The 24,122-nt window shown below is 68.4% G+C and carries 22 protein-coding genes; 10 read left to right on the top strand and 12 right to left on the bottom strand.

The window, feature by feature from the left end; all coding sequences use genetic code 11:
* Positions 1-38: 38 nt before the first annotated feature.
* Genes H5411_RS09825 through H5411_RS09815 form a run of 3 tightly spaced genes read left to right on the top strand, consistent with a single transcriptional unit; the run spans position 39 to position 2,680 of the window.
* Positions 39-953, top strand: coding sequence for a metal ABC transporter solute-binding protein, Zn/Mn family (locus H5411_RS09825; RefSeq protein ID WP_101437185.1), 915 nt, complete (start codon positions 39-41; stop codon positions 951-953).
* A complete protein-coding gene (locus tag H5411_RS09820; RefSeq protein WP_183123624.1) occupies positions 953-1,789 on the top strand; it encodes a metal ABC transporter ATP-binding protein in 837 nt (278 codons plus the stop codon). The genes H5411_RS09825 and H5411_RS09820 overlap by 1 nt, the downstream gene beginning before the upstream one ends.
* A 3-nt stretch (positions 1,790-1,792) precedes the next feature.
* Complete coding sequence (locus H5411_RS09815; protein ID WP_183123623.1) at positions 1,793-2,680, top strand: metal ABC transporter permease; 888 nt, start codon at positions 1,793-1,795, stop codon at positions 2,678-2,680.
* A 172-nt stretch (positions 2,681-2,852) separates the two neighbouring features.
* Here the strand turns inward: H5411_RS09815 and H5411_RS09810 are convergent, their stop codons facing one another.
* From H5411_RS09810 to H5411_RS09795, 4 genes are all read right to left on the bottom strand, one after another.
* Positions 2,853-4,169: an alginate O-acetyltransferase AlgX-related protein gene (locus H5411_RS09810; protein ID WP_183123622.1), complete on the bottom strand. Its 1,317-nt coding sequence runs from the start codon at positions 4,167-4,169 to the stop codon at positions 2,853-2,855.
* A 53-nt stretch (positions 4,170-4,222) separates the two neighbouring features.
* On the bottom strand, positions 4,223-5,446 hold the full coding sequence (locus tag H5411_RS09805) for a DUF445 domain-containing protein (RefSeq protein ID WP_183123621.1): 1,224 nt from the start codon (positions 5,444-5,446) through the stop codon (positions 4,223-4,225).
* 87 nt (positions 5,447-5,533) lie between these two features.
* A complete protein-coding gene (locus H5411_RS09800; protein WP_183123641.1) occupies positions 5,534-6,709 on the bottom strand; it encodes a DUF445 family protein in 1,176 nt (391 codons plus the stop codon).
* A gap of 82 nt (positions 6,710-6,791) precedes the next feature.
* A complete protein-coding gene (locus H5411_RS09795; protein WP_183123620.1) occupies positions 6,792-8,021 on the bottom strand; it encodes a DUF445 family protein in 1,230 nt (409 codons plus the stop codon).
* A 130-nt stretch (positions 8,022-8,151) separates the two neighbouring features.
* On the opposite strand from H5411_RS09795, the gene H5411_RS09790 reads away from it, so the two are divergent.
* Positions 8,152-9,852 carry a coiled-coil domain-containing protein gene (locus H5411_RS09790; protein ID WP_183123619.1) on the top strand — a complete coding sequence of 567 codons (1,701 nt, stop codon included), beginning with the start codon at positions 8,152-8,154 and terminating at the stop codon, positions 9,850-9,852.
* A gap of 381 nt (positions 9,853-10,233) precedes the next feature.
* On the opposite strand, the gene H5411_RS09785 is transcribed toward H5411_RS09790, so the two are convergent.
* The 4 genes from H5411_RS09785 to H5411_RS09770 all read right to left on the bottom strand — a co-directional run bounded on the left by H5411_RS09785 (position 10,234) and on the right by H5411_RS09770 (position 14,491).
* Entirely contained in the window at positions 10,234-11,673 is a 1,440-nt protein-coding gene (locus tag H5411_RS09785; RefSeq protein ID WP_183123618.1) for an FGGY-family carbohydrate kinase, read from the bottom strand.
* On the bottom strand, positions 11,670-13,001 hold the full coding sequence (locus H5411_RS09780) for an MFS transporter (protein ID WP_183123617.1): 1,332 nt from the start codon (positions 12,999-13,001) through the stop codon (positions 11,670-11,672). Before H5411_RS09780 ends, H5411_RS09785 begins: the two co-directional genes overlap by 4 nt.
* Positions 13,002-13,077: 76 nt before the next feature.
* A complete protein-coding gene (locus H5411_RS09775) occupies positions 13,078-13,872 on the bottom strand; it encodes a DeoR/GlpR family DNA-binding transcription regulator (protein WP_101437193.1) in 795 nt (264 codons plus the stop codon).
* Between the two features lie 7 nt (positions 13,873-13,879).
* Positions 13,880-14,491: a histidine phosphatase family protein gene (locus H5411_RS09770; protein ID WP_183123616.1), complete on the bottom strand. Its 612-nt coding sequence runs from the start codon at positions 14,489-14,491 to the stop codon at positions 13,880-13,882.
* A gap of 102 nt (positions 14,492-14,593) precedes the next feature.
* On the opposite strand from H5411_RS09770, the gene H5411_RS09765 reads away from it, so the two are divergent.
* The 6 genes from H5411_RS09765 to H5411_RS09740 are packed head-to-tail and all read left to right on the top strand — an operon-like array spanning position 14,594 to position 20,612.
* Positions 14,594-15,277 (top strand): HAD family hydrolase, encoded by a 684-nt coding sequence (locus H5411_RS09765; protein WP_101437195.1) that lies wholly within the window; start codon positions 14,594-14,596, stop codon positions 15,275-15,277.
* 3 nt (positions 15,278-15,280) lie between these two features.
* Complete coding sequence (locus H5411_RS09760; protein WP_183123615.1) at positions 15,281-16,966, top strand: dihydroxyacetone kinase family protein; 1,686 nt, start codon at positions 15,281-15,283, stop codon at positions 16,964-16,966.
* Entirely contained in the window at positions 16,966-17,421 is a 456-nt protein-coding gene (locus H5411_RS09755) for a ribose-5-phosphate isomerase (protein WP_037715926.1), read from the top strand. The genes H5411_RS09760 and H5411_RS09755 overlap by 1 nt, the downstream gene beginning before the upstream one ends.
* A 54-nt stretch (positions 17,422-17,475) precedes the next feature.
* Positions 17,476-18,516, top strand: a complete 1,041-nt coding sequence (locus H5411_RS09750; protein ID WP_183123614.1) for a 2-hydroxyacid dehydrogenase — start codon at positions 17,476-17,478, stop codon at positions 18,514-18,516.
* Positions 18,513-19,961, top strand: a complete 1,449-nt coding sequence (locus H5411_RS09745) for an FGGY-family carbohydrate kinase (protein WP_101437198.1) — start codon at positions 18,513-18,515, stop codon at positions 19,959-19,961. Before H5411_RS09750 ends, H5411_RS09745 begins: the two co-directional genes overlap by 4 nt.
* Positions 19,962-20,612: a class II aldolase/adducin family protein gene (locus tag H5411_RS09740; protein WP_101437199.1), complete on the top strand. Its 651-nt coding sequence runs from the start codon at positions 19,962-19,964 to the stop codon at positions 20,610-20,612.
* A gap of 68 nt (positions 20,613-20,680) precedes the next feature.
* Here the strand turns inward: H5411_RS09740 and H5411_RS09735 are convergent, their stop codons facing one another.
* From H5411_RS09735 to H5411_RS09720, 4 genes are all read right to left on the bottom strand, one after another.
* A complete protein-coding gene (locus tag H5411_RS09735; RefSeq protein ID WP_101437200.1) occupies positions 20,681-21,046 on the bottom strand; it encodes a hypothetical protein in 366 nt (121 codons plus the stop codon).
* A gap of 265 nt (positions 21,047-21,311) precedes the next feature.
* Positions 21,312-21,767, bottom strand: a complete 456-nt coding sequence (locus H5411_RS09730; RefSeq protein WP_101437201.1) for a hypothetical protein — start codon at positions 21,765-21,767, stop codon at positions 21,312-21,314.
* Between the two features lie 81 nt (positions 21,768-21,848).
* Positions 21,849-23,282 (bottom strand): MBOAT family O-acyltransferase, encoded by a 1,434-nt coding sequence (locus tag H5411_RS09725; protein ID WP_101437202.1) that lies wholly within the window; start codon positions 23,280-23,282, stop codon positions 21,849-21,851.
* Positions 23,283-23,435: 153 nt separating this feature from the next.
* Positions 23,436-24,107, bottom strand: coding sequence for a TetR/AcrR family transcriptional regulator (locus H5411_RS09720; protein WP_101437203.1), 672 nt, complete (start codon positions 24,105-24,107; stop codon positions 23,436-23,438).
* Between the last annotated feature and the right edge of the window lie 15 nt (positions 24,108-24,122).

The raw sequence follows: 24,122 nt of genomic DNA, 5'->3' as shown, positions 1-24,122 counted from the left end.
CAACGGTTTCCATTAGCAGTTCGACCCAGGAGAGCCCGATGACTTCCCGCCGCACCACGAGCGTCCTCGCCGCCGCGTCGGCTTTGGCTGTGTTCGCGCTCGGCGCGTGCTCCAGCACGTCGTCCTCGACCGGTTCCGGGGCGGGAGGGGGAACGGGCGATCAGGTGAAGGTCGTCGCCTCCACCGATGTCTGGGGCAGCGTCGTGTCCGCCATCGGAGGCGACAAAGTGCAGGTCACGTCGATCATCCACGATCCGTCAGCCGACCCGCACTCGTACGAATCGACCGCCGACGACGCGCTCGCCGCCAAGAAGGCCCAGCTGACCCTCGGCAACGGCGGCGGGTACGACCAGTTCTTCACCAAGCTCTCCGGCGAGGCGGCTTCGGCGAAGAAGCTGGTCGCCTACGACATCGCCAAGCCGGGCGAGGAGAACGAGCACGTCTGGTACGACCTGCCGGGCGTCGAGAAGGTCGCCGACCAGGTCGCGGCCGCGCTCGGAGAGATCCAGCCCGCGTCGAAGAAGACGTTCGACGACAACGCCAAGACCTTCAAGAGTCAGGTCGACGGCCTGATCAAGAAGGCGGCCGCGCTGGGCACCGCGCACCCGGGCACGAAGGTCGTCGTCACCGAACCGGTCGCGCACTACCTGCTGAAGACCGCGAACATCGCCGACGCCACGCCGAAGGCCTTCTCCGACGCGATCGAGAACGAGACCGACGTGCCCGCCGCGGCGGTCTCCGACTTCACCAAGCTGATCAAGGAGAAGCAGGTGAAGGCGCTGGTCAACAACGTGCAAACGGTCACCCCGCTGACCAAGCAGGCGGTCGCCGACGCGAAGGCGTCCGGGGTCGCGGTGGTCGACGTATCCGAGACGCTCCCGGCGAACGTCACGGGCTACATTGACTGGATGACCAAGGATGTGGACTCGCTGTCGGGGGCTCTGAACAGCTGATGTCCGTCCAGCTTCCGGAAGCCGGCCCCGCGGTCCGCGTGCGCGGAGCCGGGCTCGCCTTCGGCGACCGCACTCTCTGGTCCGGTTTGGACCTTGACGTCGAACCGGGCGAATTCCTGGCTGTCCTCGGCCCGAACGGTTCCGGCAAAAGCAGCTTCCTCAAGGCGTTGCTGGGCATGCAGTCGTTGTCGGCGGGCACGGTGGAAATCGCCGGCGGCCGTCCGGGCGGGGCGAACCGCAAGGTCGGTTACATCCCGCAGCAGCGCGCGATCGACGATTCGCTCACGCTGCGCGGCATCGACCTGGTCGGCCTCGGACTGGACGGCCACCGCTGGGGTCCGGGACTGGCCGGAATGGGCGCACGGAAACGTCGCGTGGCGTCGGTGATCGAATCGGTCGGCGGCACGCGCTACGCGAAGCAGCCGGTCGGTCGGCTTTCCGGCGGCGAACAGCAACGACTGCGGGTGGCACAGGCGCTGGTCGGCGATCCGGCGGTGTTGCTGTGCGACGAACCGCTCTTGTCGCTCGACCTGGCGCACCAGCGCGCGGTGAGCGAACTGATCGACGCTCGCCGGCGCGAAGCCGGGACCGCCGTGTTGTTCGTGACGCACGAGATCAACCCGGTCCTGCAGTTCGTCGACCGCGTGCTGTACCTGGTGAACGGCCACTTCCGGATCGGCAAGCCGGACGAGGTGATGACCTCGGAGACGCTGTCGGAGCTGTACGGAACGAAGATCGAGGTGCTGCGCGTCGGCGGGCAGATCCACATCGCCGGGGCGCAGAGCGCGTTGTGCGAGGACCAACCGCACCACCACGAGCAGGAAGCAGTGGGCTGAGCCTTGGACGGCATCTTCGACTTCGCCAAGACGTGGGAGCTGATCTCGGCTCTGGACAGCGTTCGCATCGCGCTGATCGCGGCCGCGGTGCTCGGCTTGCTGGCCGGGGTGCTCGGCCCGCTGATCGTGATGCGCCGCATGTCCTTCGCGGTGCACGGCACGTCCGAACTGGCCTTCACCGGCGCGGCCGGCGCGCTGCTGCTGGGCGTCGGAGTGGAATACGGCGCACTGGCCGGTGCCGTCGCGGCCGCGCTGTTGCTGGGAATCCTGGGAATCCGCGACGCCGACCGCGATTCGGTGATCGGCGTGATCCTGTCCTTCGGACTGGGCATGGGCGTCCTGCTGCTGTCGTTCTACAAAGGACGGTCAGCGAACAAATTCGGCATTCTGACCGGCCAGATCATCACGGTGGACAGCACGAACCTGACCGCGCTGGTGATCGCGGCGGCAGCAGTGCTGGCAGTGCTTTCGCTGATCTATCGCCCGCTGCTGTTCGCCAGCGTGGACCGCGCGGTGGCCGAGGCTCGCGGGGTTCCGGTGAAGACGCTGACGGTGCTGTTCTCGCTGCTGGTCGGGGTCGCGACGGCGTTGAGCGTGCAGGTGGTCGGGTCGCTGCTGGTGGTCGCTTTGATGGTCACCCCCGCCGCGGCTGCCGCCCGGGTGACGGCGAGCCCGTTGCGCGCGACGGTGCTGTCGGTGGTGTTCGCGGAGGTCGCCGCACTGGGCGGGATCGTGCTGTCGCTGGCTCCGGGATTGCCGGTGAGCGCGTTCGTGACGTCGATTTCGTTCTTGATCTACCTGGTGTGCCGGATCATCGCGTGGGTCCGCGACCGCCGGCGCGGTGTCCGGACCAGCCCGGTGGAAGAACCGGCCCCAGTTCCGGTCGGCTAGCGGTACCCGGTCACCTGCTGGCGGGACAAGGTCGGCGCGTCGATCTGGTCGAGGACGGCTTTCGCCAGAACCGCCCGCAGCCGCAGCCTCCTGCCCGTCATCGACGCCACGCGCGAGTGGAGCGACCGGCATCTGGCGGATCTCCTGGCACACCGCGAAAACTACTCGTCGGCTACCGGATCGGATGCTGCGCCAGCGCCGACTTCACCGCCGCGATGAACCCCTCGTCGGTGAACGGCACCAATCCGCCCGCGACGTTCCGCTCCACCGCCTGCAGCACCACCACGTGCGAGTTCACGAACTGGTTCACCGCCTGCGACTGCGGCGTCTTGTCCGTCGAATACGCCAGGTACGTGAGATTCGTGAACGCCGCCTCGAGATACCGCGAAGACGCGAGGCTGAACGAGTCGCCGTAGACGAGGGTCGGCTGGTCGATCGTTCCGACGATCGGCGGGGCCGAGCGGTGCACCGGCTGGTCGATGTTGGCGATGAATTCCCCCGCGCGGTCGGTGACGCCGTCCGGGCGCAGGCTGTAGCGGGTGTTCGACTTGACACCGGTCTGGCCGAGCAGCAGCGGCAGGTCCGCGACCGCGTCGTACTGGCCGTCCGGGGCGCTCAGCCAGCTGTTCGTCGTACCCGGCTTGATCGTGTCGGCGAGCGTGCGGGTAAGGACGAGCCCGCCTTCGTCGCGCCAGTGCGTGTCGTTGGGGGCGTAGATCGGGTGGCCGACGCGGGCCGCTTCAGCGGCGAGCTGCGGGCGCAGGTCGAGCGAGTGGCCTTCGGTGGTGATCTTGTACCAGTCGTTCGGCGCCGCGGCCTGGGAGCATTCCTTGCCCGGGTAACTGGCGGGCAGGAACTGCGGCACCATCGTGGTCTTGTCCGGCGTCACCACGAACACGAACTTCCGGCCGGACGCCTCGACCGCCGCGCGCAGTTCGTCGACCCGCTTCAGCGTGGTGTCGATGTCCTGCGTCGGCGTGCACTTCGCTTCGGAGTCGTAGCCGTAGTACAGCCAGCCGTCGGCCCCCTGGACGACCTTGCGGTATCCGGCCTGGCTGGACCCCGGCCCGCTCGGCAGCGACGGGCCCGCGTTCGGCGCGCTCGGCTGCTGCAGCGGAGGAGCCGGGATCGGGCCGGTGCTCGACGCCGAACCCTGGTCGAGCGGCGCGGCCTCGCCGAAGACGCCCTCGCTGATCCCGTTCGCCGCGTTGATCGCGCCCGCCCGGAACGACAGCTGATCGGTCGCCCATTTGGGGAGATTCGTGAAGAAGCCGAACCCCTCGCCGAGGTTGGGGAATCCGGCGAGCTTGTGGTTTTCGATCTCGCTCGGCCGGACCCCGACGACCCACAGCAGGGTCGGCGTCACGAAGAACAACAGGGCGCTGACCAGTGCGGTCAGCTGTCGCTTGCCGTGCCGCGGGCGATGCAGCGCGTGCTCGCGGGGCAGGTAGGCCTCGTGGACTGCGGGCAGCTGCGGTGGCTCGGACACGTTCCAGAGATTAGCCAGTTCGAGTGAGCCCGGCGCGAACTACCGCCGAAAAGTCAGCCGAGCATGAGGAGGACTTGCAACTCGCCGACGAGGAACCCGATCACGCCGCCGACCGCGATCAGCTTCCATTCGTCCTGCCGGAACGCCGGCCGCAGCAAACCCTCGAACTCGAGCGGCGTCAGCGCGAGCATCCGCTGCTCCACCATCTTCGCCACGTCCATCGCCTCGGTCAGGTACCCCTCGGCGTAGCGCGCGGTCAGCGGCATTTCGGCCAGCGCCCGCTGTGCCGCAGCGTGCTTCATCTCCTGCAGCCGCTGCGCCCCGATGGCGAGCGCGACCACCGGTTTCGCGGCGCTGACCTGCGCGTCCACCGCGTGTCCGACGGCGCGTTCGACCATCGCCACGAGCCGGTCCGACTTGGGGCCGCGCAGCAGGGCGTCGAGCAGATTCGGAACGGTCAGCACCTCGTTGGCGACCAGTTCGCCGTACTGCCGGGCCACCTCGGCGCGCCGCCGCTGGAACTTGCCCTGCAGGATCACCCGGCCCAGCCGCACCGGCTCGCGCGGCAGGAAGATCATCTTGATCGCCAGCCAGTCGGTGAACAGCCCGATCGCGCCGCCGAAGATCGGCAGCACCAGCGGCTGCCGGGTCAGCGCCCACACGAGGGCCTGGATCAGGCCGAGCACGAAGCCGAAGACGATCCCGGCGCGCGCGATGAACGTCATCTCCGGCCGGGACGTTTCGCGGATCAGCCGGACCAGCAGCGCGCGGTCGCGGGTGAGCCGTTCGACCGTCATGTGCCGGACGTCGAGGACCTCGTCCAGGTGGTCGCGGACCTCGTCGAGGAAGTCCCGCACCAGCTGCGGCGCGCTGGCCTGCACCTGTTTGATCAGCAGTTCCTGGGCGAGCGTGGGCATGACCTCCCACAGCCGCGGATGATGCTGTTCGAGCACGTCGCGCGCGATCCCGTCGACCGCGCGCAGCAGCGGCTGCTCGAGTTCGCGGGTGATGATCACCGGGTCGACGCGGGCGAAGACCTCATTGATGTCGAGCAGGTTCGCGGTGAGCAGGTCGGTCGCGATCGCGGCCATCCGGCCGCCGTGCTTCGGGACCACGCCCTGCCAGCCGAGGAACGGCCGGATGCCGATGAAGTGGAGCGGGCGGAACATCATCTCGATCGCGACGCGCTTGGTGACGTAGCCGATCAGCGCGGCGACGAACGGCATCGAGACGTACACCGGCCAGTGCCGCGCGAGGTCGTCCAGCACCGCGTTCACCGGGTCTCCCTCCCCCGCTCCGGAAGGAAACCGTATCGCGTGCGCGGTCGCTCCGCGTCGTCCCCACCGCCGCCCTCGAAGCCGCGCTCACCCCAAAAGAAGCAACGCCTGCAGTTCGCCGACGATGCCGCCGATCACCGCGCCGACCGCGATCAGCTTCCATTCGTCCTGCCGGAACGCCGGTCGCAGCAACTGCTCGAATTCGAGCGGGCTGAGCCGGCGCATCCGGTCCACGATCGTGTTGCGGACGTCGAGCGCGTTGATCGCGTACGTCTCCGCGTGCCGGATCGTGTCCGGCACCCGCTCGGCGGCTTTCGCGGCGGCGACCTGCTTCATTTCCTGGAACCGTTTCGTGCCCACCGCGATCGCGACGAACGGCTTCACGACGCTCGCCTGCGCGTCGATCGTCTTCTGCACCTCGCGGCTGATCAGCGAGAACAACCGGTCCGATTTCGGCCCGCGCAGCACGGCTTCCAGCAGATTCGGCACGGTGATGATCTCCCGCGCGATCATGTCGCCGTAATCGGCGGCCACCTCGTCGCGGCGCTTCTGGAACACGCCCTGCCAGGTGTAGAAGCCGAAGAACCGTTTCGGCTCGCGTGGCAGGAAGATCATTTTGAGCGCGAGCCAGTCGGTCAGCCAGCCGATCCCGAGCCCGAACAGCGGCAGCACGATCGGCGACCTCGTCAGCGACCAGACCAGCAGCTGCACGCAGCCGAGAATGAACCCGAACCAGATGCCCGACCGGGCGATGAACCGCATTTCCGGCCGCGAGATGTCGCGGATCAGCCGGTTCAGCAAAGCCTTGTCGCGCACCAGGTTCGTGACGACCATGTGCTTGAGGTCGAGCACGTCCTCGATGTTCCGGGAAATTTCCCGCATGATCTTCGTGATCGCTCGCGGCGCCTCGGCCTGCACGCGTTTCAGCAGCAGCTGCTGCGCTCCGGACGGCAGCATTTCCCACAGCCGCGGCTGATAGGTCTCCATCACCTCGCGGGTGACGTCCTCGACCACGCGCAGCAGCGGCTGTTCGATCTCCTTCGCGACCTGCTCCGGGTCGAGCCGGGCGAAGATCTCCTTCGGGTCGACGAGGTTGGTGGTGAGCATTTCGGTCGCGGTGGTCGCCATCCGCTCGGCGTTCGCGGGCAGCACGCCCTGCCAGCCGAGAAAGGGCCGGACGCCGACGAATTCGAGCGGCCGGAACATCATCTCGATGGCGACGCGTTTCGTGACGTAGCCGATCAGTGCCGCGATGAACGGCATGGAGACGTACACCGGCCAGTGCTCGGCGAATGTGTGCACGCGTGTCCCCTCCGTGTCGCTCACCGGAACGGTAACCCGCGCCTCAGTGGAGCAGCAGGAGGACCTGCAGTTCGCCGACGAGCCCGCCGATCACCGCGCCGACCGCGATGAGCTTCCACTCGTCCTGTTTGAACGCCGGCCGGAGAATGCCCTCGAACTCCAGCGGAGTCAGCTGCCGCATCTTGTCGACGATGGTGTTGCGGACGTCGAGCGCATCGGTCGCGTAACTCTCGACGTGCTTCACGGTTTCCGGCAGGTACGCGATGGCCTTCTCCGCGGCGGCCTGCTTCATCTGCCGGTACTCGCGCCCGCCGACAGCCAGCGCGACCAGCGGTTTCGCCAGACCGGCCTGTGCGTCGACGGTCCGCTGGACCTCCCGCGTGACGAGTGCGAACAGCTTGTCCGCACGTGGCCCGGTGAGGACGGCTTCGAGCACATTCCCCGCGGTGAGGACTTCCTCCGCGATCAACGCGCCATAGTCGGCGGCGACCTGTGCCCGCCGTTTCTGGAACATGCCCTGCCAGGTGAAGAACAAGAACCGGCGCGGCTGACGCGGGTAGAAGATCATTTTGAGTGCGAGCCAGTCCGTGACGAAGCCCGTGACGAAACCGAAGACCGGCATGATCACGGGTTGTTTGATGAGCGCCCAGGCGATGAGCTGGACGAGCCCGATCACGAATCCGAAGCCGATCCCGCTGCGGGCGATGAACCGGAACTCGGGCGCGGCGACCTCGCGGATCAGCCGGCAGGTGAGCGATTTGTCCCGGACCATGGCGTTGATCAGCATGTCGTTGACGTCGAGCACTTCGTCCACATTCGACGACACTTCCCGCATCAGCCGCTTCACGACCGCGGGCGCCTGTGCACGGACCCGGTCCACCAGCAGTTGCTGCGCACGGGCGGGCAGCATTTCCCACAGCCGCGGCTGGTAGGTCTCGAACACCTCGCGGGTGACCTCGTCGACCGCCTTCAGCAGCGGTTCTTCCAGCTGCGCGACCATTTCCTCGGGGTCGAGGCGGGCGAAGGCCTCGCGCGGGTCGAGGAGGTTCTTGGTGAGCAGGTCGACCGCGGTGGTGGCCATCCGCCGGGAGTTCGCCGGGATGACGCCCTGCCAGCCGAGGAAGGGCCGGATGCCGCGGAACTCGAGCGGCCGGAACATCATCTCGATCGCGACGCGTTTGGTCAGGTAGCCGATGAGCGCCGCGATGAACGGCATGGTCGCGTACACGTGCCAGTGCGCGGCGAGGTCGGCGGCGACGGCTGAAAAGTCCATGCGTCTGCCCCGTTCGCCCGCGCGTACGTCGAAGGGGACAGGATGCCATGCGTGACGTCGGGTTTCGCGCTTCGTAATACAGCCGTTTGGCGGTACGTGCGGCAGGTGCCCCGATCACTAAGGTGGCCCGATGGTCGCGCCCGAGAAGCCGCAGCACCCCGCCTTTGCTGTCACCCGGAAGGGATACGACCCGAATCAGGTCGACGCCCGCATCGCCCAGCTGACCAGCGAACTCAAGACGACCTCCCACGGCCGTGACGAGGCGGTGGCGACGGCAGGCGAGCTCACGAAGGCCCTGACGACAGCCCAGGCGGAGCTGTCCGAGGCGAAGGCCGCGCTGGTCCGGGTCACCTCGAGCCCGGCGGGTGCCGGTGCGATCTCCGAACGCGTGCGGATGATGGTGCAGCTGGCCGAGGACGAGATCGCCGACCTCCGCCGCTCCGCGGAAGCGGACGCAGCGTCGACCCGCGCCGAAGCGGACCGCTACGCCCACGAAACCCAACGGGCAGCGGACAAAGCGGCCAAAGAATCCGAAGCGGAACGCCAGCGGTTGCTCGCGGAGACCCACGCCGATTTGGCCGCGCGCTCGGAAGCCCTGGACGCCCGGATCGCGGCGGCGGAGAAGGATCTGGCCGCGCGACAAGCGGATCTGGAGTCCCGGATCGCCGCCGCCGAAGCGGACATCGCGACTCGTACTGCCGCCGCGGACGAGGAGATCGCGGCTCGCCTGGCGGATCTGGAAGCGCGGCTCAAAGCGGGTAATGAGGACATCGCGACCCGCACCGCCGCTGCGGACGCGGACATCGCCGCTCGGACGGCAGCGGCCAATGAGGACATCGCCACCCGGACCGCTGCCGCCAACGAGGACATCGCCACCCGGACGGCTGCGGCCGACGCGGAGATCGCCACTCGCTTGGCCGCGGCTGAGGAGGACATCGCCACTCGCACTGCGGCCGCCGACGCGGAGATCGCGTCCCGCACCGAAGCCGCCGACCGCGCCCGCGCCGAGGCGGACCAGGCTGCCGCAGCGGCCCGCGCCGAAGCAGACCAGGCCGCCCTGATCGCCCGCACCCAGGCCGACGAAGCCGCCGCCGAAGCCCGAGCCAAGGCAGACGCCGAATCACAGCACGCCCGCCTAGCCGCGGACGCCGAAGCCCGCCGCATCCGCGACGAGAAGGACGCCGCAGCCCTCCGCGTCCGGACCGAAGCCGACGAAGCGGCCGCCCAGGCCCGCGCGGAAGCAGACGCCGCAGCCGAAGCCGCCCGCCGAGCCGCCGACGAGGAGTCCGCCCGACGCCGAGCCGAAGCCGATGCCGCCGCCGAAGCAGCAGCCGCCCAAGCCCGTGCCGAGGCGGACCGTCGAGCGTCGGAAGAGATCGCCATCAAGAAGGCACAGGCAGAAACCGCCCTCGCCGACGCTCTCCAGAAGCAAACCGAAGCCACCGAATCGCGCACCCTGGCCCTGGACCTGCGCACCAAGGTCGCCGATCGGATCGCCGCGACCAACGAGGCCGTCCAGGAAGCGTTGCGCTTCCTCGGCTCTCAGGAAGAGGAAGCCGCTTCGGCTGACCCCTCACTGGCCGATGCACCCTCGCAGACTCCGGCACCGACTGCCGGACCTTCGCAGACTTCGGCACCGACTGCGGCACCTTCGCCAACTGGCTCGCCCGCGCCTGCGTTGCCCCAGCCGACCCCACGCCCCACCTCGTCCACTTCGGACGCACAATCCCCCGCAGACCCACGGCAACCCGCTGAGCAACCGACACCTCGAAACGGCATCGGCAATGGCAATGGTCGTCGCCCCGGTCGCCCCCGAGCGGGTCGCTCCTAACCGTCGCGTCACGGCCCGGTTGGATTCCTAGCCGCCGCGCCTCGGTTTCGGCTGCCGCGCCTCGGTTCGCCGGTTGTAGCCCGGGCCGGTTCGCTTCTGGCGGTCGCGTCTCGGATCGCTTGGCTTCTAGCCGTCGCGTCACGGGGCACTTCGCTCCTGGCCACCGTCTCTCGGCCCGCTTCGCTCTTAGCCGCGGCGACTGCGCCTGCTTTTGCTCTCGACTGGCCTAGCTCGCATTAGCCGGGCAAGCCTCGAGCCTGCCGATCGTGCCTGGCCGGGCTCGCCGTTGGTCGGCGATCCCTGGCCCGCTGGAGCGATGGCCTGCGTGAACCGTCGCCGATCCGAGGGCTTACCCGCGCCCCTTCAAGCTCCCCAACCGCATCACCCTGCTGTCACTGCGAACAGCTCGTCGTCGATCCAGCCGCGGTCCCGCAGCTCACAGCAAAACCGTTGGTACGAAGCCATCATCGCCGCTGCCTCACCGGGCGACGGCTCGACGAGCGACCCCATCGGCATTCCCTCGCACACCGCACTCAGCCCACCCGGCGTACACCCTGCCGCCGCGAGCAGTGCCGCGCCGTATCCCGTTTCTGCCTGCGGTGCCACCTGCAGTCCTAGACCGCTCACGGTAGCCCGGATCTGAGTCCATAAAGGACTCTTGCTTCCGCCACCCGCCGCGAGGAGCGGTTCGCTGACCGAAACACCCAGCCGTCGCAGGTGGTCCAGGGCTAGCCGTTCCAGGAAGGCGACTCCCTCCAGCCGAGCCCGATGCAATTCGACCTCGTCGGCTGGGGTGCCGAGGACGAAACCTTCCGCGTCACCGTGCGCGAAGGGAAACCGTTCGCCCTTGCGCCGCAACGGGAAAGCCACGACCTCGGCCGGGCCGCGGGCAGCAGCGGCGGCATCCAGCTCCGCCAGCCGTGGACTGTCCGAAACGGACTCACCACCGGTGTTCGACGCGCCGCCTGGCAGCCACCACCCGTCTGGATGCCGGTGGCTGTACATCACTCCGGTGGGATCGGGCACCAGCGACTCCGTGACGCCCTTCAGCACATACGTGGTCCCGAGAATCCCCACGAACCGCCCCGGTTCGACCGCGCCCGCGGCCAGCTGCCCCGCGCACCCGTCCGTCATGCCCGCCACCACGAGACATCCAGCAGGCAACCCGGCGACCGGCACCGAAATCTCACCCAGCGCGCTCGTCGGCGCGACCACCGGCGGCAACATCCCGTCCGGCACGCCCAAACCGGCGAACACCTCGGACGGCCATTCCCCGGCCAACGGGTCGTAACCGCTTTTGAGTGCGTGCGACCAATCCGCCGCGACCGGATGTCCGGTCAGTTTCGCCGCGATCATCTCCGGCGTGTGCCGGACACTGACCGCCTCGGTGTGCTCGGCCAGCCAGGCGATCCGGCCGAGTGCCGCGGTCGGCGAGACGCCCGAACCCAGGTTCCGCCAGCGTCCGGCGCCGAGTTCCGCGGCTTTCGCGTTGTAATCCGCGCCGCGCCGGTCGTCGTACATCAACGCGGGCGTCACCGGTTCGCCCGCGGCGTCGACTCCGACGATCGTTCCGGACGTCGCCGCGATCGCCACCGCCGAGACTTCCGTGCCACGTCCGGGCAGCGCGGCAGTGACCTCGCTCAGCACCGAACCGACCGCCGGCCACCACGCCGACGGATCCTGTTCGCTGCGGCCACCGCCCGCGCGCACCGGCGCCGGCAGCGACGCCGATGCGGTGGCGAGGACCGAGCCGCCGCGCACCGCGAAGGCGCGAACCCCCGCGGTGGCGACGTCGATGCCGACCGAGACCTGCTCGTTCACGCCGTGCTGACCCTCTCTTCGACATCCTGCAAACTGCCGTCGGTCGCGAGCGCTTTCTCGGTTTGCTCCGGCAGCTTCAGGAACCGCACCAGCACCGCGGCGACCAGGTACAGCGCGGCGAAGATGATGACCACGCCGGCGGCACCGGCCGGTCCGAGGAACAGCGACACGATCGCCGGCCCGACGAATGCCGCAGCGCCCGCGCCGAGGTTGAGCAGAGCCATCGCGCCGCCCTTGTGTTCCGGAGCCAGCGACGGCAGCAGCGCGGAGATCGGCACGAACCCGGCGAGCGTCGCGCCGTAGAGCGCGCCGACGATCAGCGCGAGCCAGTAGTACTGCGAGCCCATCGCGACCGGCACGAAGTACAGCAGCAGGATCGAGATCGCGCAGCCGATCGCGCCGAACCAGAAAATCGTGGTGCGCCAGCCGATCCGGTCGCTCAGCACGCCGAAGATCAGGTTGAAGAAGATGTTCGTCCCGTAGATCACCGACACGAGCAGCAGCCAGCGGCTCTCGCCGAAGCCGATCTGGGAGATGAAGATCGTCGGGAAGAACACCAACATGCCGAATTCGGGCGCGGTGTTGATGATCCGCACGATCATGCCGACGCCGACCCGCGGCTTCTTCCACGCGATCGAGACACTGGAAACCAGGCTCTGCACCGGTTTCACGTCAGGCGGCGCGAGCCTGCGGAATCCCGTGCGCTGCCGGACGCCGAGCACCGCCACGAGCCCGCCGACGCCGAGCAGCACGACCGCGACCCACAGGGTGCCGTAGTGGCCGAACAGGGGATTGGTGAAGCTCGCGACGAGCGCGCCGAGCGTGGGCAGGCCGCCGGTGAAGGCGAAGTAGAACCAGCCGACCGCCGCGCCCAGCCGGGCGACCGGGGCCACCGCGGTGATCCACACCAGGAACCCGAACGCGAACATCGGATAGCCGAATCCGCGGATGCCGTAGCAGATCAGCATCGCCGCGTAGTTCTCGCCGGCGAGCCCGAGCGTCAGGAACAACGCGTCGAACACCAGCCAGATGACCAGGCCGACGAGCATCACCCGCCGCGGTCCCCACAGCTCGGACAGCGCACCGGAGAGCCACGACGCCAGCATCACGGCGACGCCGTACACGGTGATCACGTACGAAGCTTTGATTTCCGTGCCCGCGCCGTTGCCCGCCATATACGGCGCGATGAAACCGGACTCCACTCCGTCGCCGATCATGAACAGGAGCAGTCCGACATACCCGAGGAACAGGGGCGCGGGCAGCCCCCATTTCGTGAGCAAGCGCCCGAAGCCCGACTTGGGCAACTCCGCTGTTGCCGACTCGTTCATACACGCCTCCATGACGTCGAGATCGAACGTATCATGGACCGTGTGAACTTCGCACGCAAGAGTGTTATTAAGTCGATCAGTTCTCAGGGTCTTCGGCGACCTGCACCTCGACCCGGCTGCGCAGCTCGTCGACGTAGTGCGGATCGACGTCCTCGTCCACGATGAGCAGGTCGTAGTCGTCCAGCGGCGCGAGCCGGTGCAGTGCCGTGCGCTTCATCTTGCTGTGGTCCATCAGCAGCACCTTGTGCCGCGCGCTGGCCAGCATGGCCCGTTTGATCATCACGATCTCGGGCTCCTGGTGGAAGGTCATCGAAGCGCTCATCGCCGAGGTGGACACGAACGCGATGTCCACCGAGAGCCGCTCGATCGACTCGATGCTCTGCATGCCGAGGAACGAATCGTGGGTGGACGAGTAGTCGCCGCCGATGCAGATCAGCCGCAGTTCGTGCACGTTCTTCAGCACGTCGATCGCGGCGAGGTAGTTCGTGGCCACGGTCAGCGGCGTCACGTCGACCAGGAGCCTGGCCAGCGCGAGCGCGCTCGTGGAATCGTCGAGCAGCACCGACATGCCCGGTTCGACCTGTTCCACCGCGTGCATCGCGATCACCCGTTTGGCGTCGACGTGCGCGTTCATCCGGTATTCGGCGTTGCTCTCGAACACCGTCGACGGCATCGCCGAGACTCCGCCGCGGTACTTCCGGACCAGGCCGCGCCGGGACAGTTCGTCGATGTCCCGGTGCACCGTCATCATGCTGACGCCGAGCAGGTCGACGAGCTCGCCGATGGTCGCCGAACCCTGCTGGAACACGTGGTCGGTCAGCCGCTGCTGACGGTTCTCGCGGGGGTGGGCGGCAGGCTTTTCGCTCGACATGCCGTGATTATCGCGGTTCCACTGGGAGGTTGAAGCGCACCAGGGCAGTTCGGTCACCGCTCACCTCCAGTTCGGTGACGGCCGCGTTGTCCAGGCGGGGAAACACGCTGCGGTAGCGGGACAGCGGGATGCCGAGCAGCTGGCAGAGCGTGAGCCGCAGCAGCGTGTTGTGTGCGACGACCAGGGCCGTTCCGCTGGTCGCGGCGGCGATGGCCCGGATCGCGCGAGCCCCGCGCTCGGCCGCTTCGGCCGGATCGTCGGCACCGGGGAACGCGCCGGAGATCGGATCGGCGAGGAAGCGTTCGACCGCCTCGGGATCAGTCTCGCGCACCTCGTCGCGGGTGCGGCCCTCTGCGATTCCGAAATGGGTTTCCCGCAGGTCAGGAACGATTTCCGGGACCAGTTCCAGTGCCTCGGCCGCCGGTTCGATCGTGCGCCGGGCGCGTCGCTGCGGCGAACAGAACAGCGCGTCCGGTTTCACCCGACGGGCGTACGCGGCCAGCGCCTCCGCCTGCCGGATCCCCTCCTCGGTCAGCGCTACCTCGCTGGTGCCCGCGTAGCGGTTCTCCGCGTGCCATTCGGTCTGCCCGTGCCTGGCCAGCAGCAGCCGTGCGCCCACTCGTGCCCTCCTTGTGTGAACACCCTTGCGAACTTCTCATCGTCGCTGTTAACTTAACATTGCTCGTGTGAAACGGGCTCGCTCTCTGAAGGGATCTGGTGGATGACGCTCGACGCGGTGGTGTTCGACCTCGACGGTGTCCTAGTGGAAAGTGAACACCTCTGGGAGGAGAACTGGGTCGCTTTCGCCGCTCGCCACCAGGTCGAGTGGACGGCGGAGGACACGGCCTCGGTGCAGGGCATGAGCGCCCCCGAATGGGCTGGCTATCTCGCCCGCCGGTGCGGGGTGCCGGACCAGGCGGACGAGGTGGAACGCGCGGTGGTCGACGGCATGATCGCCTCGATCGACGCGGGCGAAGCGCCGTTGCTCCCCGGCGCGGGCGCGATGGTGCGCGAGGTCAGCGAACGGGTCCCGGTCGCGCTCGCGTCGTCGGCGGCCCGCCGGGTGATCGACGCGGTGCTCGAAAAGCACCAGCTCACCGGTGAGTTCACCGCGACGGTGTCCAGTGCCGAGGTCGCGCGGGGCAAGCCGAACCCGGACGTGTACCTGGAGGCGGCGGCCCGGCTCGGCAAATCGGGCAGCGAATGCCTCGGGGTCGAGGACTCCAGCAACGGCATCCGGGCGGCGGCCGCGGCCGGGCTCACCGTGATCGCGCTGCCCAACCCGACGTACCCGCCGAAGCCGGACGCGCTGCAACTGGCCAGCGCGGTGGCCGAGAGCAATGACGACGTCCGACTGAAGCTCCTGGCCTATCTGGCCGGCGAGCCGGTGGCTGCGAGGGACTGAATCATGACCACCTTGGGTTCTCCGGACACGTTCAAGCGGCAATGGCTGGACGGGTTCGTCACCGCGTACGGCCGCACGGTCCAGAAGGTGCCGGATGCTTACGGCGTCGTTCGCCGCGACGCTCCGGCGAACCCGAAGGTCGCGGTCGTGATCGGCGGCGGGTGCGGCCACTACCCGGCGTTCGCGGGCCTCGTCGGGCCTGGCCTGGCGGACGGCGCGGTCGTCGGCGATGTGTTCACGAGCCCGAGTGCCGAGCAGGTCTACCGCACGGCGCGGGCCGCGGACAATGGAGCCGGGGTCCTCTTCGGCTTCGGCAATTACCAAGGCGACGTGCTCCACTTCGGACTCGCGGCCCGCAGGCTCGCCGCCGAAGGCATCCCCAGCCGCACCATCCTGGTCACCGACGACATCGCGAGCGGCCCGGCGACCGAACCGGAGCGGCGCCGCGGCGTCGCGGGCGACTTCCTGGTCTTCAAGATCGCGGGGGCGGCGGCGGAGCGCGGTTACAACCTCGACGAGGTGCACGAGGTCGCGGCGAAGGCGAACGCTCGCACGCGGACGTTCGGTGTCGCGTTCGGCGGCTGCACGCTGCCTGGTGCGGACGCGCCCCTGTTCACTGTCGCGGACCAGGAAATGGAGCTGGGCCTCGGAATTCACGGTGAACCGGGCGTGCGCACGGTGGGCCGGTTGTCCGCGGCGGAGTTGGCGGACGAACTGGTCGACGGTCTCCTGCCGGAGCTGCCGGAGGGGGACGGCCGGGTGGTCGTGCTGGTGAACGGGCTCGGCCGCACCAAGTACGAGGAAATGTTCGTCACCTACACCCGCGTGCACGAACGGCTGGCGCAGGCCGGGCTCAGCCCAGTGCATTCCGAGGTCGGGGAGTTCGTCACGTCGCTCGACATGGCCGGGGTTTCGCTGTCGATCCTGGTGCTGGACGACGAATTGGCCGAGCTGTACGCCGCGCCGTGCGACACCCCGGGTTACCGCACCACCGGCGCCGAGCTGACCACGGTCGCTCTCGAGTCCACAGTGGACGAACTGCTGACCGAGGAGGCTCCGGGGACCAGCGTCGTCGACCGGGTTCTCACCGCGGCCCTGCGCAGCATCGAGGAAAACGAGGCGGAGCTGGGCAGGCTCGACGCGGTAGCCGCGGACGGAGACCACGGGCTCGGCATGACCCGCGGGATGCGCGCCGCCGTCGCGGCCGCGCGGCGTGAACCGGAAACTGTCTCCGGTGCGCTGCTGGCTGCCGGGACGGCGTTCGCTGACGCGGCGGGTGGTGCTTCGGGCGCGCTGTACGGCGTACTGCTGGCGGAAACCGGTGCCGGGCTGAGCGGTGCCGCAGCCGAGGACATCACCACCGCGATGCTCGCCGACGCGGTTGACGGTGCGGTTCGCGCGTTCTGCGAGCTGGGCAAGGCCGAACTGGGCGACAAGACGATGCTCGACGCGATCGAGCCGTTCCGGGCCACGCTGCGGGAGCAGGCGGGTTCGGACGTAGTGCAGGCATGGCGGAAGGCCGCTGGAGCCGCGGTCGTAGCCGCGCAGGAGACTGCGCATTTGCGTCCGGCGAAGGGACGCGCGGCGCGGCTCGCGCAACGGAGCGAGGGTCATTCCGACCCGGGTGCGGTGTCGTTCTCGCTGCTGGTCACGGCTGTCGGCGAGGAGCTGGAAAGGAGCGCGGACTGATGCGCATCGTGGTGGCGGCGGACAACGCCGGGGTCGAACTGAAGAATCAGCTGCGTGACCTGCTGCGGGCCGACGAACGAGTCACCGAGGTGACCGACCTCGGCGTGCCGGACGCGGCGGATGACCGGGCGTACCCGTTGCTGGGGCTCGCCGCGGCGGAAGCGATCGCTCGCGGCGAGGCGGACCGCGGCGTCCTGGTCTGCGGCACCGGTATCGGCATGGCGATCTCGGCGAACAAGGTGCCCGGTGTGCGGGCGACGGTCGCGCACGATTCGTACTCCGCCGAGCGGTCGATCAAATCGAACGACTGCCAGGTGATCACGTTCGGGGCGCGTGCGATCGGCCCTGAGGTGGCGAAGAAGATCGTGGCCGAATGGGTCGGGTACCGCTTCGACCCGGCGTCGGCGAGCGCGACCAAGGTCGCGCACATCACCGAGTACGAGAACGCCCACTGACCAAAGGCGTCCGTCGTGGCGCACAATCGGCACAGAGCGAGTGAGGGAGCAGAGTTGCACATTCTCGCTGCGGGAGACCACTTCGTCAGCCCCGGCCTGCTGGCCGGAGCCGTCCGCGCGGAGCTCGGCGGCGACCACGAGGTCGCCGAGCTGACGCTGCCGTGGCCGGTCGAGCCGTTCGGGCCGGTCGGCAACGTGCTGGAGGCCAGCGGTACCGAGGACCAGGTGATCGAGGCACTCGCCGGTGCCGAGGCCGTCGTCACGCAGATGGCTCCGTTCACCAAGAAGGTCTTCGCCGCCGCGCCGGCGCTCAAGCTCGTGTCGGTGTGCCGGGGCGGGCCGGTGAACGTCGACCTGACTGCCGCCACCGAGGCAGGAGTCGCCGTCACCTACGCGCCGGGACGCAACGCGGGCGCGGCGGCCGAGTTCGCCGTAGGCATGATCCTCGCCGCGATGCGGCGGATCTCGACTTCCTCGGCCGAACTGCTCGCCGGAACCTGGCGCGGCGACTACTACGCCTACGACCAGGCCGGACTGGAGCTGGACGGCACCACGGTCGGACTCGTCGGGTACGGCGCGATCGGGTCCCGGGTCACCAAGGTGCTCGTCGCGTTCGGGGCGAACGTCCTGGTGGCTGACCCTTATGCCGACCGTGCCGCGGTAGCAGCCGATGGCGCGCGGCTCGTCGAGCTTGACGAGCTGCTCCGGCAGAGCCGAGTCGTGAGCTTGCACGCGCGGCTCACCGAAGAAACCCGGCACCTCATCGACGCGAGCAAACTCGCTCTCCTGCCGGAGGGTGCGGTCCTCGTGAACACTGCTCGCGGCGGCCTGCTCGACTACGCGCCACTGCCCGAGGCCCTGCGCTCCGGTCGGCTCGGCGCGCTCGCCCTCGACGTGTACGACGTCGAGCCGCCGCCGGCGGACTGGGCGCTGCGCGATGCGCCCAACGTGATCGCGACGCCGCATCTCGCCGGCGCGAGCAGGCAGACGGCCGAGCGAGCGGCGGCGATCGTCGCCGCGGAGGTCGGCCGGTACGCCCGCGGCGAGCAGCTGGCCAACGTCGCGAATCCCGAGGTGCTGGAGCGACGGCCGTGATTGTCGGGGTCGACATCGGGACGTCGCTCACCAAGGCCGTGGTGTTCGACGACGACGGCAGCTCCATCGCGAGCGCGTGCACGCCGTCCGAAGTGCACCACCTTCCGGGCGGCCGGGTCGAGCAGGATCTCGACCAGGTCGCCGGCACGGTCGCGACGGTCGTGCGCGAGGTCGCGGCCGCGCTGCCCGAGCCGGTGTCCGCGCTGGCGTTGACCGGACAGGGCGACGGGCTCTGGCTCCGCGACGAAGCAGGCAACGCGGTGCATCCGGCCATCTCGTGGCTCGACGGCCGGGCGAACACCGTGCTGGCGAAATGGCAGGCCGACGGCGTGACCACGGAAGTCTTCCGCCGCACCGGTTCTGGCATGTTCCCCGGCTGCACCGCGGCCATCATGTCCTATTTGGACACCCATGAGCCCGAGGTCCTCGACCGCGCCGCGGTGGCCGGATACTGTGTGGACGCGGTGTTGCAGCGGCTCACCGGCGAGATCACGGTCGACGTTTCGGACGCGTCGCTGCCGTTCCTGAACCCGGCCACCCGCAGCTACGACGACGGCGCGATCGAAGCCTGCGGGCTGGGGCATCGCCGGTCGCTCTTCGCGAAACCAGCTCCGGCGAAGTCGGTGTTCCGGCTCGACCGGCGCGGTGCCGCATTGCTCGGGTTGCCAGTGGGATTGCCGGTCACCGCGGGACCGTTCGACCTGCCGGCCAGTGCGATCGGCGCTGGCGTACGGAAACCGGGCGACGGCATCCTCACCGCCGGGACCACGCTTGCCTGCCAGGTGCTCACCACCGACCCCGCTTTCGATCCCGAAGCGGAACCGGCGGGCATGTTCCTGTGCACGCCCGACGAACACGAGTACCTGCACGCGATGCCCGCGATGGTCGGCACTGCTGGTATCGACTGGGTCTGCGAGCTGCTGGGCATCAGCGTCGAGCAAATCGACCCGCTGCTGGCCAGCAGCAAACCGGGCGCTCGCGGAGTACGCGCACTGCCGTTCCTTTCGGTATCGGGCGAACGTGCGCCCTTCGTCGATGCCGGAGCGCGTGCACAGTTCTCCGGACTGAGTCTGGAAACCGGCCGGGCCGATTTGGTCCGCGCGCTCTGCGAGTCGATCGCTTACGCCGCACGGCATTGCTTCGAAGCAGCCGGTCTGTCGGGACAGCTCTACGCCTGCGGCGGCGGAGTCCGCTCGCCCGAATGGCTGCAGATTTTCGCCGACGTGCTCGGCCGTCCGGTCGTGATCCCGAGCGATCCCGGTGTCGGCGCCCGCGGTGCCGTGCTCACCGCCGCGGACGCGCTGGGGACGCCGTACGATCGGGATCGCTGGGCCGCGAACTCGCGAACAGTCGAGGCCCGGCCCGAGAATGTGGCTGATTACGAGCGCGGTTACGCCGACTACCAGGCTTCCCTGTCTGCCGCGCGCGGACTGTGGAGGCTGTGAATGATCCTGGAGAACGAGCGTGCCGCAGTCTGCGAGTACGCCCGCCGCCTGACCACGGACGGCCTCGTCGTCGGCACCTCGGGCAACGTTTCAGCGCGGGCAGGCGACCTGGTCGCCGTGACCCCGACCGGTGTCGACTATGCCGCTCTCACGCCTGCCGACATCCCCGTCGTGGACCTCGACGGCAAGCTCGCGGACGGTGCCCTGAAGCCGACGAGCGAACTCCCGATGCACCTGGCCGTGTACACCTGCGCCACCGACCCGGAGTCCGCCCCGGTGAACGCGGTCGTGCACACGCATTCGGTGCACGCCACCGCAGTGTCCACTTTGGTCACCGAAGTCCCGCCGATCCACTACATGCTCGCGGCAATCGGCCCCACGGCCCGAGTAGCCCCGTACGCGACCTACGGCACCACCGAACTCGCCGACGCGATGCTGCAAGCCCTGGACGCCCGCCGAGGCTGCCTCCTGGCAAACCACGGCACGATCACCTATGGCGACTCGTTGTCGAGCGCGTACAGCCGGGCTCAGCAATTGGAATGGGTCTGCCAGGTGTGGCTGCTGGCCCGCTCCGCTGGTACTCCGACTCTGTTGCCGCCAACGGAAATCGAGCAGGTGGTGGAGAAACTGAAGGGATACGGCCAACGCTGAATCCCAGTTAACGAGGCGCAGAACAACGCCATGGCTTCACGCTGACCAGGCTGGGGTGTGGGAACGGCTTACGGCAGCGGGACAAGTGCCCCCATGCCCGCCCGGGCGAACTGGGTCGCCAGCCGTTGCGGCAACGGATTCGGGTACAAAATGATCGACGCGAACGGCGACGGTGTGTACCCGGCTCCGCCGTTGCTCTGCAGGTGCACGCTGACATGGACGTTGCGGTCGGCGGGAATCTCGAACGACACCGCGCCCCAGGAAACGACGTATTGCCGACCGTCGATCCCCGCGAACGGGATGTACGCACCGGCGTGGAAAATATGCGTGGAAATGTCGATCGTGAGCAACCGCCGAGGCCCGTCGTGCGGGTCAACGTACGGGATCACGTTCGGAGTGGAGGCCAGATCTGGCGGCTCGGTAGGGTCGGTCATCGTTTCCGGGCCTTCCGTTAGGCAACGGACGAAGCTTACCCGCAGCCTGCGCCGGTAAAGAGGCTTATCGTCCTCGCAAGCGCTGGTACCTGCAGTGCTCGCCCAACGTCGCTGAGTCCGATCTGTACCGCCATTGTGTTCCGAACGTACTTCGGAGTTTTGCGATAGCGCTCGAAGGAGCCGACCGGCGCGTCCGTAACCCCGGCTCAGCCTTGACCAGAGCCATGCGCCCCGCGCGACGATGCACCAGCAGGTGCCCAGAACGCTAAGACTCGGAAACCCTCGTGCACCAGGCTTCCCAGAAGCTGTGCTGCTCGTCGACGGTCGCCACCTGGTCGATCGGTCCATCGGCGAACGTGTCGACAAGGTCGTTCGCGCTTGCCTTCTGCCCCGGACGCAGGACGTAGATGCGCTCTCCGCCGCCCATGTCGCGCGCCATTCCGCTCGGATACGCGTCGCGCCGGGAACCCTGCACCGCGATCATCAGCCCCTCCGGCTCGAGCTGCCGCCGCAATCGGACAAGGGTCTCGAACATGTCCGGTCCAGTCGCCGTATAAGGACCGCCGTATGTCCCCAAGCGAGTCTGCAATTCAAGCCGGTAGATCGGCTGCGGGCCGTCGTAGCCATCGAGCCACCCACGCAGCCTCGCCTGGTGCTGGCCGCCTGCCTGCAGCACCACCACGTCACGATCAAAGCGCAGCTTCTGCACGGAGTCCGTCATCACCCCATCCAATCAACCCCAGCACACAACTTCATCCGCCGGAGCTTTTTGGTCTATAGCCGCCTTCGGCCGGTTCCGCGATCAGAACTGGTAGTACAGGAACGGGCTGAAAGTCCCAGTAGCCACCAAGATCGCCGCGTAAACCAGCCCCACCGTCATGACCCCGATGCGCAGCGCCGTGGCTCCGCGGCTTCGGGACGATTCCAGCAGCGGACCCGTCACCGGGTGGGCCGGGAGGATGAACACGATCAGCGCCAGCAGCAGGATCACCATTCGCTGGTTCGTCAGTGCGCTTTCCACGACGTCACCCAAGCCGCCGAAGTCTGGGATCAGCATGTGGCCGAGCATCGACAGCGCGTGGGCGAGGTCGGCGGAGCGGAAGAAGACCCAGCCGAACACCACCAGGATCAGCGTCAGCAGGCGGCGGGCGATGCGGGCGACTGGGCTGGCTGGGGCGTTGCCGAGGTTGAAGCGGCGTTCGATGACCAGCAGGGCCCCGTGGTAGCAGCCCCAGATCAAGAACGTCCATTGCGCGCCGTGCCAGAAACCCGTCAGCACGAAGACGATCGACAGGTTCCGGTACGTCTTTCCGGCACCCGAACGGTTGCCGCCCAGTGGGATGTAGACGTAGTCGCGGAACCAGCGGGACAGGGACATGTGCCAGCGGCGCCAGAACTCCGTGATGGTCACCGACGAGTACGGGCGCGCGAAGTTCTCCGGCAGCCGGAAGCCGAGCATGCGGCCGAGTCCGATCGCCATGTCCGAGTAGCCGGAGAAGTCGAAGAACAACTGCAGGGTGTAGCCGATCGCGCCGAGCCAGGCCGTCGTGAAGGTCATCTGGTTCGACGGGGTCGAGAAGCAGGCTTCGACCATCGGGCTGAGCGAGTCGGCGATGATCGACTTCTTGCACAGGCCCAGTGCGAACCTCGGGAAGCCCGCGGCGATGTCGTCCAGCCGGTGCGAACGCCGTTGCGGAAGCTGGTCGGCGATCTCCCGGTAGCGCACGATGGGACCCGCCACCAGCTGCGGGAACATCGCGATGTACGCGGCGAACGACACCGGGTTGCGCAGTGCGTGCCGCTCGCCGCGGTAGATGTCCACCACGTAGGAGATGTGGTGGAAGGTGTAGAAGGAAATGCCGATCGGGACCACGATGTTCGCGACGCCCAGATCGCCGCCGAACCAGTGCGCGACGGCGGCGATCTGCTGCGTCGCGAAACCGGCGTACTTCCAGATGACGAGCACGAGCACGTCGAGCGTGATGACGCCGATCAGGATCCGTTTCCGGCGCGTGCCTCGGACGTCCCACGGACTCGGCTCCAGCGCCGGTCCGGCCAGGAAGTTCACCGCCATGCAGAGCAGCAGCAAGAACAGGTACGGGCCGGCGCCGATCGTGTAGAACAGCAGGCTCGCGACCGCGACGATGCCGTTGCGCCAGCTGCGCGGGCACACCAGGACCGCGAGCAGCACCGCGGGCATGAAGTACCACAAGAACAGCGGTGAAACGAACGACATCGGTGACGGGCCCCCCTCGGTTCCGAGAGGAGACCTTAGCCCGAGCGAGTGGCTTCGCGGAGCGATGCCCGACGGATCACAGCCCGAATCACCGAGGGTGACGGATTTGGGAGGATTTCTCCCCTCGCAACGCGGAAGCGCGTGCGGCCCGGCTCAGTCGGTGATCCGGTCCAGCCATTCGCCCATCAACGCCTTCTCCGCCTCGCTCAGCCCTGAGACCTGCGGCAATACTGCCCGCAATGCCGTGGCCGCGGCGGCTGGCCCGGGTGTGCGGGAGACCGGCCGGTCCGTGCTGATCGCCGCGAGCACCGCTTCGCGGGCAGCGACCGACACCGCGAGATCGCGGGAATCCGGCGGCATCGAGATCAGGCTCAACGTCGCGCCCGACCCGGCGGCGTGGATCAAAGCCGCGGCAAGGGGCTCCGGCACCCGCAGCCGTCCAGCCTCGGCGACGCGGCTGACTCGCGTCGCGAGAATCTCCATGGCCTTCTCCAGCGCGGGGGAAGGGCCGGGGCGGGTGGTCATCAGCCGGTACAGCGCCGGGTTGGCCAGGCCGAACTCCAGATGCTGGTCCCAGCCCCGCCGCAACTCTTCCAACGGGTCCTCAGCCGGGGGCTGGGCGGTTTTCGCCTCCAGGTAATCGGCGTAGCCCTGGACGGTGATGGCGTCGAGCAGGCCGTCCTTGTCGCCGAACAGCCGATAAATCGTCGGTGGCTGGACGCCTGCCGCCGCACTCACCGCGCGGGTCGACACCGCGTCCGGGCCGCCGTTGGCCAGCAAGTCCAGGGCGGCCGTGATGATGCGGGCGCGGGCGTCGTCGGGCATGTTATCGATGATAAC

This window comes from Amycolatopsis echigonensis (assembly GCF_014174495.1).
GTDB lineage: Bacteria > Actinomycetota > Actinomycetes > Mycobacteriales > Pseudonocardiaceae > Amycolatopsis > Amycolatopsis echigonensis.
This window is presented reverse-complemented; position numbering and strand designations above follow the sequence as displayed.

Excerpts from the sequence above, each read along its gene's own strand:
- H5411_RS09825 (WP_101437185.1), top strand. The coding sequence starts at position 39 with ATGACTTCCCGCCGCACCACGAGCGTCCTCGCCGCCGCGTCGGCTTTG.
- H5411_RS09820 (WP_183123624.1), top strand. The coding sequence starts at position 953 with ATGTCCGTCCAGCTTCCGGAAGCCGGCCCCGCGGTCCGCGTGCGCGGA.
- H5411_RS09800 (WP_183123641.1), bottom strand. The coding sequence starts at position 6,709 with ATGCCGTTCATCGCGGCACTGATCGGCTACGTCACGAAACGCGTCGCC.
- H5411_RS09795 (WP_183123620.1), bottom strand. The coding sequence starts at position 8,021 with ATGGACTTTTCAGCCGTCGCCGCCGACCTCGCCGCGCACTGGCACGTG.
- H5411_RS09790 (WP_183123619.1), top strand. The coding sequence starts at position 8,152 with ATGGTCGCGCCCGAGAAGCCGCAGCACCCCGCCTTTGCTGTCACCCGG.
- H5411_RS09780 (WP_183123617.1), bottom strand. The coding sequence starts at position 13,001 with ATGAACGAGTCGGCAACAGCGGAGTTGCCCAAGTCGGGCTTCGGGCGC.
- H5411_RS09775 (WP_101437193.1), bottom strand. The coding sequence starts at position 13,872 with ATGTCGAGCGAAAAGCCTGCCGCCCACCCCCGCGAGAACCGTCAGCAG.
- H5411_RS09765 (WP_101437195.1), top strand. The coding sequence starts at position 14,594 with ATGACGCTCGACGCGGTGGTGTTCGACCTCGACGGTGTCCTAGTGGAA.
- H5411_RS09760 (WP_183123615.1), top strand. The coding sequence starts at position 15,281 with ATGACCACCTTGGGTTCTCCGGACACGTTCAAGCGGCAATGGCTGGAC.
- H5411_RS09755 (WP_037715926.1), top strand. The coding sequence starts at position 16,966 with ATGCGCATCGTGGTGGCGGCGGACAACGCCGGGGTCGAACTGAAGAAT.
- H5411_RS09740 (WP_101437199.1), top strand. The coding sequence starts at position 19,962 with ATGATCCTGGAGAACGAGCGTGCCGCAGTCTGCGAGTACGCCCGCCGC.
- H5411_RS09735 (WP_101437200.1), bottom strand. The coding sequence starts at position 21,046 with ATGACCGACCCTACCGAGCCGCCAGATCTGGCCTCCACTCCGAACGTG.
- H5411_RS09730 (WP_101437201.1), bottom strand. The coding sequence starts at position 21,767 with ATGACGGACTCCGTGCAGAAGCTGCGCTTTGATCGTGACGTGGTGGTG.
- H5411_RS09725 (WP_101437202.1), bottom strand. The coding sequence starts at position 23,282 with ATGTCGTTCGTTTCACCGCTGTTCTTGTGGTACTTCATGCCCGCGGTG.
- H5411_RS09720 (WP_101437203.1), bottom strand. The coding sequence starts at position 24,107 with ATGCCCGACGACGCCCGCGCCCGCATCATCACGGCCGCCCTGGACTTG.